The organism is Bradyrhizobium sp. LB13.1 (assembly GCF_054056815.1).
On sequence record NZ_JBSRYQ010000001.1, the window covers coordinates 817,168 to 829,464 of the forward strand.

12 protein-coding genes and 1 pseudogene are annotated in these 12,297 nt (G+C 64.9%); 1 reads left to right on the forward strand and 12 read right to left on the reverse strand.

Annotation, left to right across the window (positions count from 1 at the left end):
* Positions 1 to 220 precede the first annotated feature (220 nt).
* Positions 221 to 1,303 (forward strand): DUF2336 domain-containing protein, encoded by a 1,083-nt coding sequence (locus ACVWYI_RS03850; RefSeq protein WP_456661279.1) that lies wholly within the window; start codon positions 221 to 223, stop codon positions 1,301 to 1,303.
* Here the strand turns inward: ACVWYI_RS03850 and ACVWYI_RS03855 are convergent.
* The 12 genes and pseudogenes from ACVWYI_RS03855 to tsaB form a co-directional block, all read right to left on the reverse strand.
* Positions 1,300 to 2,010 carry a tRNA (guanine(46)-N(7))-methyltransferase TrmB gene (locus ACVWYI_RS03855; protein ID WP_456661280.1) on the reverse strand — a complete coding sequence of 237 codons (711 nt, stop codon included), beginning with the start codon at positions 2,008 to 2,010 and terminating at the stop codon, positions 1,300 to 1,302. The genes ACVWYI_RS03850 and ACVWYI_RS03855 overlap by 4 nt on opposite strands.
* Positions 2,007 to 3,134, reverse strand: coding sequence for a M20 family metallopeptidase (locus ACVWYI_RS03860; protein WP_456661281.1), 1,128 nt, complete (start codon positions 3,132 to 3,134; stop codon positions 2,007 to 2,009). Before ACVWYI_RS03860 ends, ACVWYI_RS03855 begins: the two co-directional genes overlap by 4 nt.
* A gap of 125 nt (positions 3,135 to 3,259) precedes the next feature.
* Positions 3,260 to 3,673: a helix-turn-helix domain-containing protein gene (locus ACVWYI_RS03865; protein ID WP_007603895.1), complete on the reverse strand. Its 414-nt coding sequence runs from the start codon at positions 3,671 to 3,673 to the stop codon at positions 3,260 to 3,262.
* Positions 3,674 to 3,884: 211 nt separating this feature from the next.
* Positions 3,885 to 5,498 carry an apolipoprotein N-acyltransferase gene (gene lnt, locus ACVWYI_RS03870; protein WP_456661282.1) on the reverse strand — a complete coding sequence of 538 codons (1,614 nt, stop codon included), beginning with the start codon at positions 5,496 to 5,498 and terminating at the stop codon, positions 3,885 to 3,887.
* Positions 5,495 to 6,613 (reverse strand): hemolysin family protein, encoded by a 1,119-nt coding sequence (locus ACVWYI_RS03875; protein WP_456647703.1) that lies wholly within the window; start codon positions 6,611 to 6,613, stop codon positions 5,495 to 5,497. The genes lnt and ACVWYI_RS03875 overlap by 4 nt, the downstream gene beginning before the upstream one ends.
* Before the next feature lies 1 nt (position 6,614).
* Positions 6,615 to 7,124 carry an rRNA maturation RNase YbeY gene (ybeY, locus tag ACVWYI_RS03880; protein ID WP_247352862.1) on the reverse strand — a complete coding sequence of 170 codons (510 nt, stop codon included), beginning with the start codon at positions 7,122 to 7,124 and terminating at the stop codon, positions 6,615 to 6,617.
* 62 nt (positions 7,125 to 7,186) lie between these two features.
* Entirely contained in the window at positions 7,187 to 8,248 is a 1,062-nt protein-coding gene (locus tag ACVWYI_RS03885) for a PhoH family protein (RefSeq protein ID WP_247352864.1), read from the reverse strand.
* Positions 8,249 to 8,252: 4 nt separating this feature from the next.
* Positions 8,253 to 9,648: pseudogene (gene miaB, locus ACVWYI_RS03890) on the reverse strand (tRNA (N6-isopentenyl adenosine(37)-C2)-methylthiotransferase MiaB).
* A gap of 189 nt (positions 9,649 to 9,837) precedes the next feature.
* Positions 9,838 to 10,518, reverse strand: a complete 681-nt coding sequence (locus ACVWYI_RS03895; protein ID WP_456661283.1) for an HAD family hydrolase — start codon at positions 10,516 to 10,518, stop codon at positions 9,838 to 9,840.
* Positions 10,519 to 10,974 (reverse strand): Fur family transcriptional regulator, encoded by a 456-nt coding sequence (locus ACVWYI_RS03900; RefSeq protein WP_354105970.1) that lies wholly within the window; start codon positions 10,972 to 10,974, stop codon positions 10,519 to 10,521. It abuts the gene before it with no gap.
* A gap of 39 nt (positions 10,975 to 11,013) precedes the next feature.
* Entirely contained in the window at positions 11,014 to 11,499 is a 486-nt protein-coding gene (gene rimI / locus ACVWYI_RS03905) for a ribosomal protein S18-alanine N-acetyltransferase (protein WP_456661284.1), read from the reverse strand.
* The gene (tsaB, locus tag ACVWYI_RS03910; protein ID WP_247352873.1) at positions 11,496 to 12,191 is read right to left on the reverse strand and encodes a tRNA (adenosine(37)-N6)-threonylcarbamoyltransferase complex dimerization subunit type 1 TsaB; all 696 of its coding nucleotides are present in this window, start codon (positions 12,189 to 12,191) and stop codon (positions 11,496 to 11,498) included. The genes rimI and tsaB overlap by 4 nt, the downstream gene beginning before the upstream one ends.
* Positions 12,192 to 12,297: the final 106 nt, after the last annotated feature.

The following is a 12,297-nucleotide window of genomic DNA, read 5'->3' on the forward strand; positions in this document are numbered from 1 at the left end:
GGATCGTATGAGAAGATGAATTGGCGCTGATATAGCCCTTTCCGTCTTCCCGGACAAGGCCCATCGCAGGGCAGGCGAGGCTTTTTGCGACCGGGCTGCGGCCCCCCGCGCAACGCTTCCTTCATCTAGGAGGCCTAAATTCCCTGATTGTGGGGCGGCTTGGGCCAAGGGCGCGCCCGCGGCGTGCCCTAGCGGCGTGCCCTATACGAGTTGCGTTTTCATGACCGTTGCCACGTCTCTTATTCCCGGACTGGACGATATCGTCAAACGCGGCGACCCGCGGCGTCGCGGCGAGATCGCGCGCGCCATCTCCCAATTGTTCTTTCAGGATGCTGAGAATCTCCGTCCCGATGTAGTCGATCTCTTCGACAATCTGCTGATCGATCTCGTCCCGCACGCCGAACTCGCCTCGCGCGTCGATCTCGCCGAACGCTTCTCGCTGCTGACCAATGCGCCACGGCATCTGGTGAGCCAGCTCGCGCGCGAAAACGAGATCACGGTGGCGGGCCCGGTGTTGCGCCGTTCGCCCGTGCTCGACGAAGCCGCCCTCGTCGAGATCGCGCGGCTGAAGGGCCAGGGCCATCTGCTGGCGATGACCGAGCGCCCCACACTGTCGGCTGTCGTCACCGACGTGCTGGTCGAGCGCGGCGATCGCGATGTGGTGCGCCGCGCCGCGGGCAATGCCGGCGCGGTGTTCTCGCCCGGCAGCTATTCCGAGCTGATCAAGCGTGCCGCGCAGGACGGCGTGCTGACGCTCAAGATCGGCCAGCGCAGCGATCTTTCAGGCGAGAACCTGAAACAGCTTCTCGACGGCACGCTCGACGTCATCCGCCGCCGCCTCTCGAGCGTGGTCAATCCCGTGCGTCAGGTCGAGATCAAGCGCGCCATGGCGGCGATCGAGGAGGCCACGCTGCCGCCGGGCCCGCGTCGCGATTTCTCGGGGGCACAGCGCACGGTGCTGGCCTTGCATCGCGAGGGCCATCTTGGCGAGAGCGCGCTGCTTGGCTTCGCCAAGGCTCACAAATATGAGGAGTCGATCGCCTCGCTTTCGGCGCTGTCCGGCGTTCGCCTCTCGATCCTCGAGCGCTTGGTCGCGGGTGATCGGTACGATCCAATTCTGGTGCTGGGACGCGTGCTGAATCTCGGCTGGCCGACTGTGCGCGCGCTCATCCTGCTGTGGTACGGACCGCACCGCACGCCGGCGGATGCCGACCTCGAGGCGGCGCGCGCGAATTTCACGCGCTTGATGCCGACGACCGCCGAGCGCGTCGTCAATTTCTGGCGCAATCGGCAGACGATCTAAACTCGCCTGAATCGCAGATACGCCGCCTTGCGGCCTTCGCGCGTCGCCTTTCGGCCATAGCGCGTCATCGTGTAGCCGTCCCACGGCAGGCGAAAATCATCGGCGCGCTCCGCGAGCCAGACAAAGTCCTGCGAGCGCGCCAGATGCGACAGCGTCCAGGCGCAGTAATCGTCGATGTCGCAGACAAAACGGAATTCGCCGCCGGCCTTCAGCACGCGCGCCATCGCCGCGATGGTCCGGTCCTGGACGAAGCGCCGCTTCCAGTGCCGCCGTTTCGGCCAGGGATCGGGATGGATCAGGTCGATCCGCGACAGCGAAGCCTTCGGCAGCCAGGCCAGGAGCTCGGCGGCATCGCCTGCGAACAGACGGATGTTGCCGATGCTGGCTGCCTCGATCTGCGCGAGGATCTTCGCCATGCCGTTGACATAGGGCTCGCAGCCGATGAAGCCGGTTGTGACGAAGTTTTGCGCTTCCGCCGCAAGATGCTCGCCGCCGCCGAAGCCGATCTCGAGCCGCACGTCGTCGGCCGCGGGGGTGAATATCTCGCGGGCATCCGCCGGTGCTTCACTGTCGATGGCGAGCGCAAGACGCGGCAGCAGATGACCGATCAGCTCGGCCTGGTGCTGCCTGAGCTTGTGGCCCTTGCGGCGTCCGAAGAACGCACGCTCGCTGTCATCGCGATCGGGATCTGATTTGCGTTCGCTCATCGCAGCGTCTGGTACAGGCGATGGAGCAGCCGCGCGCGCGGTTCGAGTGATGAGACATAGAGCTGCTCATAATGGGTGTGCGCGCCCCTGCCGTCGACGCCGAGCCCGTCGAGCGTCGCGGTGTGGGCGGCGGTGAAATTGCCGTCCGAGCCGCCGCCGGTGTGAGCGTCGACCAGCTCGAAGCCGATCTCCGTGGCGACAGTCTTCGCATGTTCGTACAGCAATGCGCCTGCATTGCTCTTCTCGTAAGGCGGACGATTGAGCCCGCCCGTGACCTTGACGGTGACGCCATCCGTCTTCGATGTCAGGGCGAGGATCTTGCCGACGAATTCGTCCGCGTCCTTGAAGCTCAGCACGCGCAGATCGATTTCGGCATGGGCTTCTTCCGGCGTCACGTTGGGCCGCGTGCCGCCGCGCACCACGCCGACATTGACGGTGACGCCGCGCGCCAGATCGTTCATCGCTTCCAGCGCCAGGATGACGTTGGCAAGCTCGCGGATCGCGCTGCGGCCGTCCTGGGGCCGCGTGCCGGCATGTGCGGGCACACCCTTGATAAAGACTTCGAATCGCCCGACGCCCTTGCGGCCGGTGACGATCTTGCCGCCGTCGCGCGCCGGCTCCGTCACCAGCACGTATTTGGCCTTGCGCCCTTCCCTCTCGATCAGTGCACGAGAGGTGGGGCTGCCGATCTCCTCGTCGGAAGTGAACATGTGGGTGATGCCGAGCGGCGAGCGATCGGCCGTGGCGCAAAGCGCGCGAAAGGCCTGATGGGCAATGTAGGCGCCGCCCTTCATGTCGTAGATGCCGGGACCGAACGCGCTGTCGCCTTCGACCTTGAACGGCAGGCGCTCGATGAACCCCATGGGGTGAACGGTATCGAGGTGGCTCAGCACCAGGATGCCCGGCCGGTTCTGGCCCCAGGTCGAGCGCGCCACGAGATGATCACCGCAGCCATCGACGCCCGCGACGCGCTCGAGCGTAACAGGCAGATCGCGGTATTGCTCCGCGACCATGGAGATCAGCTTGTTGACCTGTTCAGGCGCTTCCGTTGGCGTCTCGACCTCCACCCAGCGGCGGATGCCATCGAGAATAGTTTGGGAATCGAACCAATTGGAGCTGGTCATGGGCGCATCTGTGCCTTTGAATCACATCATCGGGAAGGACGCACATCAAAGCGCGGCCGCAAATGACGACATAGGCCAGATTTGACGCAGTCTCAAATCCGATTGAGACGGCGCGTCAGCGCTTGTCAGCGCTTGTCAGGGCCTTCGCGGGCCGCGATCTGCTCGACGAGATCGACGATCGAGCGGCGCATTTTCGAATCGGTGATTCGCGTGAACGCCTTGGTCAAAGCGAGTCCTTCGGAAGTCGCGAGGAAGTCCGAGACGTAAGACGGCGATGCGCCTTCGCTGAAGCCATCCGGACCCGGCACGCCGCTCGGACCGCCCTCGAACAGGAACGACACCGGCACCTGGAGAATCTCGGCAATTTGCTGGATGCGGCTCGCGCCGACCCGGTTGGTGCCCTTCTCGTATTTCTGGACCTGCTGGAAAGTCAGCCCCAAAGCTTCACCGAGCTTTTCCTGGCTCATGCCCAACATGATGCGGCGCATCCGCACGCGACTGCCGACATATTTGTCAACAGGGTTGGGCGCTTTCGACATTTCCTCAGCCCTCCAAACATCACCTTCGGCGCAATCAGGAATGCCTCAGGTGTCAGCACCGTCAAAATCAAACCCTGTTATTGAGAAACATTGCGGAGAAATTTAGCAATGCCCACTGTCCTTTTGCAGATGGTGCAGAATGAGGAGGCCGCGTGCAGTCTGTCAACCGTGGGACTACGGTTGTCAAAAGTTTCCGGCCGCGACGGCGTGATCAAGGGTGCCGTTTGGCAACACGTCGGCGGACCGCCAGAAATATGGCCAGCGCGACGAGCATGGCCGCGGGCACATCGCCCACCCGCGCATAGACCGTCGGCGGGATCGCGGCGGGCAGGTTTGCGTCCAATATGCCCTCGATTCCGAGACCGAGACTGGCGACGGTGCGTCCCACCGGATCGACTACCGCGGAGACGCCGGTATTCGCGGAGCGGACCAGCGGCAATCCGAGCTCGATCGCGCGCATCCGCGCCTGCTCCAGGTGTTGATAGGGGCCGGTCGAGATACCGAACCAGCCGTCATTGGTGAGATTCACGATCCAGCCCGGACGCTCATTGCGTCCAGCCACCTCGCCGGGAAAGATTGCTTCGTAGCAGATCAGCGGCAGCGCGGGCGGCGCGCCGGGGACCGGCAGCGCATGGCGCACGGTGCCTGGAATGAAGCCGCCGCGCACACGCGTGAGTTGCTCAAAGCCGAGCTTCTCCATCAGGCCTTGGTACGGAAGAAATTCGCCAAACGGCACCAGATGCAGCTTGTCGTACACCGCGAGCACGCTGGCGTCGTGGTCGATCACGTAGATCGAATTATAGGCGCGGGTGATCGGCGTGCCTCGCGGCAGGTCGGGCGCGCGGACCGAGCCCGTGATCAGTACCGTGCCCCTGGGCAGAAGCTCGGCAATTTGCGCCATCGCATCGGCTTCGCGGGTCAGGAAGAACGGAAACGCAGATTCCGGCCAGATCAGGATGGTGGCATCGCGTACGCCGGTCGATTGCGGTCCGGAGGCGCGGTCCGACAAGGCCAGATATTTCTTCATCACCTCCGCCTTGGCGGCGTAGTTGAATTTCGCGTCTTGCTGGAGATCCGGCTGCATCAGGCGGAGCTTGATGCCCGCGACCATCGTGGTCGGATACAGCGACAAGCGAATCGCGCCGAAGATGCTCATGACAAGCAGGAGCGCCACGGCCGCGGCCGGCACGCGCCACGCCAGCCGGCGATCGGGCGTGCGGTCGATCAGCGTTGCAGGGCTCGCGAAGATCGCAACCGCCAGGAACGTCATGCCCCACAGGCCGATCAGCGAGGCCGTTTGTGCCAGCGGCAGCGGCTCGGACAGCGCGTAGCCGAACGCGTTCCAGGGAAAGCCGGTCAGCGCGTGACCGCGTAGCCATTCGGTGATGGTGAGGCTTGCCGCAAGCGCAAGCACGCGCGTGGCGTTCTTGGTCCAGAGCAGGCGGGCGAGCGCAAAGCCCATCGCCGTGAAGATGGAAAGATAGGCCGGCAGGCCCAGCACGGCGAACGGCGTCAGCCAGGCGAACACATCGGCGTCGACGAAGAAGGCGTAGCCGATCCAATAAAGGCCGGGGACGAAATAGCCCAGTCCGAACCAATAGCCGGTCAGCGCCGCGGCGGGGACGCCGCCATATCGTCCGGCGCCGGCACCGTCGATCAGCCAGACCAGCACCGGGAACGTGATGAACAGCACCGGGAAGGCGTTGAACGGCGCCAGCGCCAGCACCGAGAGCGCCCCGGCCGCCATCGCGACGAGCGCGCGCTTCCATCCCCAGGTGAGGATAATGGCAAGCGCGATCTGGCGAAGTCGCTGGAACGGGCTCACTGCGGACCGGTCCCGTCGCTTGGCGGCGGGGTGGGCGTGTCGCTGGCCGTCGGCTGGCTGCCATCCGGCGCAGTCTCGCGGCGCCGGCTCTCGCGCTGGGTCCGCGGCGCGGGACGCTCCTTCCGCGTCGAAATCCGCAATCGCTTGACGCGGCGCGGGTCGGCGTCGAGCACCTCGATCTCGTAATGGCCGGGGCCCGAGATCACCTCGCCGCGCACCGGCAGGCGCCCGACGAAGCTGACGAGATAGCCGCCCAGCGTCTCCACTTCCTCGCCGGCCTCCCCGGTGACGAAGTCCTGGCCGATCACGGTGCGGACGTCGTCGAGGCTGGCGCGGGCATCGGCGATGAAGGCGTTGTCGGGCAGCCGCACGATCGAGGGCGGTTCGTCGCTGTCATGCTCGTCGTCGATCTCGCCGACGATCTGCTCGACGATGTCCTCGAGCGAGACCAGCCCGTCGCTACCGCCATATTCGTCGACCACCAGCGCCAGATGGATGCGGGTGGCCTGCATCTGCGCGAGCAGATCGATCGCCCGCATCGACGGCGGGACGTAGAGCAGCTTGCGGATGATGCGCGCTTCTTCGAGCGGCAGCGCGAGATCGACCGTACGCAGATCGAGCCCGGCCGGCAGCGGTTTCTTGCGCTTGGTTTTGGTGACCCCCGACACGCGCGCGCGCGCGGTCATGAAGGCGAGCAAATCGCGGATGTGGACGATGCCGACGGGATCGTCGAGCGTCTCGTTGTAGACCACGAGGCGCGAATGGCCGGCGCTCTCGAAGCGGTCCATCAACTCGCCGAGCGGGATGTCGCGCTTCACCGCGATGATGTCGGCGCGATGCACCATGACGTCGGCGATGCGGCGCTCGTGCAGGCCGAGGATGTTGCGCAGCATGGTGCGCTCGACGGTCGAGAAGCCGGTGTCGTCGGGCGTCGTGGCGTCGAGCACGACCTGAAGATCGTCGCGCACCGAACCCGCCTTCCAGCCGAACAAGGTCCGGATGGCGCGCAGCAGCCAGCCCTCTGCGCTCGGGCGCATCACCTCGCCTGATGTCACCACGGCCGGCAAATTGGCCGTGTTGCGCGGATTGTCGTGAATTGGGTCGGAATCCGGCATCTCAATGCGTCCCCGGGCGGTCTGCGTAGGGGTCGGGAATGCCGAGATGAGCCAGGATCTCCCGCTCCAGCGCTTCCATTTCTTCCGCGTCGTCTTCGTTTTCGTGGTCGTAGCCGACCAGGTGCAGGAAACCATGCACGGCGAGATGGCTTAAATGATGATCGAACGGTTTCTGTTCCTCGTCCGCCTCATGCCGCATAGTCTCGTAGGCGATTGCGATGTCGCCGAGCATGCGCGGCGCATCGCCCGGTTTCCATTCGCCTTCCGGCTGAAGCGCGGGAAACGACAGCACGTTGGTCGGCTTGTCGATGCCGCGCCAGTTGCTGTTCAGCGTGCGGATGCCGACATCATCGGTCAGCATCACCGCCACTTCCGCCTCCGCAACGTCTTCGTCGACATTCTCGGCGGCGGCCGCCACGGCGCGCTGGATCACGGCTTCGGAGTCGGGCTCGCTCTGCCAGCAATCGGCGACGACGAGGACCTCGGTATTGGGAAGGTTGGGGTGTGACATTGTCTTTGTTCGGAACGAAGGGGCGCCGTGTCTGTGCCCGCTATGGTCCGGCTGTTGTCCCGTCAGGATTTGTTGCCGGCGGCCGGCCGCTGCGGCAAGCCTTCGTAGGCAGAAACGATCCGCGCCACGAGCTCGTGGCGGATCACGTCCTCGGCCTTGAAATGAACTTGCGCAATGCCTTCGACGCCGCTCAGCAAGCGCGTCGCCTCGGCGAGGCCCGAGGTCTGGCCATTCGGCAGATCGATCTGCGAGGGATCGCCCGTTACGATCATGCGGCTGTTCTCGCCGAGACGCGTCAAAAACATCTTCATCTGCATCGACGTGGTGTTCTGCGCCTCGTCCAGGATGATGGCCGCGTTGGTCAGCGTGCGGCCGCGCATGAAGGCGAGCGGCGCGATCTCGATTTCGCCGGTCTGCAGCGCGCGCTCGACGATGCGCGCATCCATGAGGTCGTAGAGCGCATCGTAGATCGGGCGCAGATAAGGATCGACCTTCTCGCGGAGATCGCCGGGCAAGAAGCCGAGCCGCTCGCCGGCTTCCACCGCCGGGCGTGACAGGATGATCTTGTCGACCTCCTTGCGCTCGAACAGTTGCGCGGCATGCGCGACCGCGAGCCAGGTCTTGCCGGTGCCGGCGGGGCCGATGCCGAACACCAGCTCGTGGCGCTTCAGCGCGCGGATGTAGGAATCCTGTGCCGCCGTGCGCGCGCGCACCGGGCGCTTGCGCAAATTGATGCTGTCGAAGGTGGATTTGGCCGACTTGGCGTCGAACTCGAACAGCGAACCCTGTGCGATCACGGCGCGGATCGCGCCCTCGACCTCGCCCTGGTCGAGATCCTGTCCCTTCACGGCCTGTGCGTAGAGCGTCTCCAGCACGCGGCGCGCGGCATCGCAGCCGTCGCGTGAGCCGCCGATGGTGATGTGGTTACCCTTGGAATCGACGACGACGCCGAGCCGCCGCTCGATCTGCGCCAGATGCTGGCCGTAGGGGCCGACCAGCGCGGATGCGGCGCGATTGTCGTCGAAGTCGATGACGACCTGGGTCTCGGGTGGAACCTGCATGTCGCGGTCAAATTTGCGGCTGGGAGCGATAGAAGAAGACGAATCCGATGCGCTTTTGGGCAAGGGTTCAGGCTCCACTGGCTTGCGATAAAGCGAGCTCGCGCGCGTTGCGCGGCGTCACGAGCTCGCCGAGAAAGCTGTAGCGTTCGAGACTGTCGATCCGGACCGGCAGGATTTGTCCGATGATGTCGGGCGAGGCCATCACGTGCGCGGGCTGGAGGAACGCGGTGCGGCCGACGATCTGGCCATCCTTGCGGGCCGGGCGTTCGAACAGCACGTCGACCGTTGAGCCAATCGCAGCCTTGTTGAAGGCCGATTGCTGGCTGTCGATCAGTTCCTGGAGCCGCTCCAATCGCTGGTCCATCTCGGCTGGGGACACCGTCTCCTGCATGTCCGCGGCCGGCGTTCCCGGCCGGGCGGAGTATTTGAACGAATACGCCGCAGCGTAGCCGATTTGCGCGACAAGCGCGAGTGTCGCGAGAAAATCTTGCTCGCTCTCGCCGGGGAAGCCGACGATAAAATCCGATGAAAAAGCAATGTCTTGGCGCGCGGACCGGAAACGGTCGACAACACGCCGATAATCATCGGCGGTATGTTTCCGGTTCATGGGCCGCCAAAATCCGGTCCGAGCCCGACTGGACCGGCAGGTGCACGAACGGCATCAGCTCGCCGAGATCGCGATGGGCTGCAATCAAACTGTCATCGACATCGCGGGGATGGCTGGTCGAATAGCGCAGCCGCGCGACGCCCGGCAGCGCCGCGAGGTGCTCCAGCAGTCTGCCGAGCGGCCAGCTTTTTCCGTCCGGCCCCTCGCCATGATAGGCGTTGACGTTCTGGCCGATCAGCGTGAGCTCGCGCACGCCGTTGTCGGCGAGCCGCTTCACGTCGTCGACGATCTTTGCCACCGGCCGCGAGACTTCCGAACCTCGCGTGTACGGCACGACGCAGAAGGTGCAGAACTTGTCGCAGCCTTCCTGGACCGTGACGAAGGCGGAAATGCCGCGGGCGCGGATCGCGTCGGGCTTGGGCTGGGCGAGGAGGCCGAACTTGTCCGCGGCCGGAAATTCGGTCTCGATCGCACGGCCTTCATTGCCGGCGCGCTTCAACAGCTGCGGCAAATGATGATAGCTCTGCGGGCCGACCACGACGTCGACCGCGGGTGCACGGCGCACGATCTCCTCGCCCTCGGCCTGCGCCACGCAGCCCGCGACCGCGATCTGCATGGTGCGGCCCGCGCGCGCAGCCTCGTCCTTGGCGATGCGCAGCCGGCCGAGCTCCGAGTAGACCTTCTCCGAGGCCTTCTCGCGGATATGGCAGGTGTTGAGGATGACGAGGTCGGCGTCATCAGCGCTGGCCGTCTCCACGAATCCTTCCGGGGCCAGCGTGTCCACCATGCGCTGGGCATCGTAGACGTTCATCTGGCAGCCATATGATTTGATGTGCAGCTTGCGCGGCGGCGTCATGGAACCCGGAGTTGAGGTGGAGGACAGCCCTCAAATATAGGCTGGAGCGGCGAAAATCCAGCGAATGGGCCCATCAAAGGCATTTCGGGACGCCGCAAGCCAAGCAAGCCCCGAATCTCCACCTAAAACCTCCGGATTCCCGGTTCACGCGCTGGACGCGTCCCTCGGACTGACGCCAGATGGCCGAAATCAACCCGCCAAGGCGTCCGCTGCGACCCGCCGGACCAGCTCCGGCAGCTGATGCATGTCGGCAAAGAGCAGGTCGGCGCCGGCCCGATGCAATGTTTCTGCATGGCCCTCGCGGCAATGGCTCCCGCCGTGAAAGCCGAACACCGTCATCCCGGCCGCCCGCGCGCCGGTAATTCCGGCCAGGCTGTCCTCGATCACGACGCAGCGCTCGGGCGGCACGCCCATCTCGTTCGCTGCGAACAGGAACAGGTCCGGTGCCGGCTTGCCGTTCTTCACCTGGGAAGCCGAGAAGATATTTGGCGCGAGGCGCTCGTAGAGGCCCGTGCTTCCCAGGCTCACGCGCATGCGCTGATGCGAGCCGCTCGAGGCGACGCAGACGCGCTGGTTGATGACGTCAAGCACGTCGCGAATGCCGCGGATCGCCTCAAGGTCGGCTTCGAACGCGCGGAACAGCTCGTCCTGCAGGTCGCCGTGATAGGCTTCGGGCAGCTTGCGGCCGAGCTCGGTCTCGATCTCGAGATTGGCTTGCCGCGTCGAGCGGCCGAGAAAGCGCTCGAATACCTGATCCGAGGTAATTGGATAACCGTGCCTGGACAGCACATCCGCATGCGCGCGACAGGAGATCACCTCGCTGTCCACGAGCACGCCGTCGCAATCGAAGATGACGAGATCGATCGGCACTTAACTTGTGGGTTTGTCGTCGTCGAGCGGTACGCAATAGAGTTCGAGCCGATGATCGACCAGCTTGTAACCGAGCTTGCGGGCGATCTCCGCCTGGAGCTTCTCGATTTCCTCGGAGGTGAACTCGATCACCTTGCCGTCGCGCAGGTTGATGAGGTGGTCGTGATGGCTGTCGCGCATCTGCTCGTAACGCGCGCGGCCTTCGCGGAAATCATGGCGCTCGATGATGCCCGCATCCTCGAACAATTTGACGGTGCGATACACGGTCGAGATCGAGATCTTGTCGTCGACCGCGACACAGCGACGGTATAATTCCTCGACGTCGGGATGATCGACCGCCTCCGCGAGCACGCGGGCGATGACACGGCGCTGCTCGGTCATGCGCATGCCCGTTGCGGCACAGCGCGCCTCGATGCCGGACGCCTTTGATTCGGAAGAAGGTTTCAGTACGGTCATAGATTTGTCTGCCTAGCGGGGCGCTTTCTGCCACCAATGTTACGACAAGTCACGTCGCATCAGAAGTGCGTTCAATTGTTCCCCGTTCGGCTGCTTATAGTAGCGTTCGCGGCGTCCGACCACCATGAATCCGGTTCGGTCATAGAGCCGCCGCGCCGGCTGGTTATTTTCCTCGACCTCGAGAAATATCGTGCGCACGCCACGTCCGGCCAGGTGGCCGAGATGGGTCATCAGCAGTGTGCGGGAGAGGCCGCGGCCGCGATGGGCCTGGTCGACCGCGATCGAGAGGATTTCCGCTTCGTCCGCGCCGATCCGCGACACCGCAAAGCCGATCGTGTTGCGGCCGAGGCGCAACCGGTGCACCAGCGTGTTGCGCTCACTGAGCATGCTCTCGAACTCGCCTTCGCCCCAGCCGCGCGCGAAGGAGGCGCCGTGAAGCTGCGCGAGCCGTGCGACGTCGCGCGCGACAGCCGGCTCGACAACGGCCGTGCCGCCGCGCCACCATTCCGACAACCATCTCATCATGAGCTTGCAGCTTGTGCTGCAAGCGGCAGGTGTGCGGCCGGCTTTGCATCGGGCGCGCGCAGATAGAACGGCCGCGCCGGATTTGTCTCGGGATCGGCCGCGGCGCCAAGCCACGCGACCCAGCCGATGTCAGGCGCGGGCTGCGCGTCGACCGCGACCGGCTGCGGGATATCTTTCGGCCAGCGCTCCGCGAGGATCTTTGCGGCATTGCCGACCAGATGCGGTGCGCCGAATTGCGAGGCGGCGATCACCTCGTCGACGGACGCGACGCCCGGCCGTACCAGCTGGCTGCCATCGCCAGCCACGATCTGGAAGTAGACGTGATCGTGCCGGGCATCGATCGCCGAGATCACCGGCGCCGTTCCGCTCTGGCCGACCACGGTGGCGGCATAGGCCGACAAGGTAGTCAGGCCTACGGCGGGACGCTTCGCCGCAAGCGCGAGGCCGCGGGCCGCCGAGATGCCGACGCGTAGCCCGGTGAAACTTCCGGGGCCCATGGTGACCGCGATGCGATCGAGCGAGGTGAAGGCGAGATTGGCTGATAGCATCACGCGCGCGATCATCGGCATCAGCGCTTCGGCGTGGCCGCGCTTCATCAGAAGCTGCTCCTGCGCAAGGAGCTGGCCGGCGTCGGTGTCGAGCACGGCGGCCGCGCACGCTTCCAGCGCGGTATCGATGGCAAGGATCAGCATCAGGCGATCATAGCATTGGCAATCGCATGATGCCCGATGTTCTTGCCGTCATGGCCGGCTTGTCCCGGCCATCCACGCCTTTGCGCTCCAAGAACGTGAATGCCGC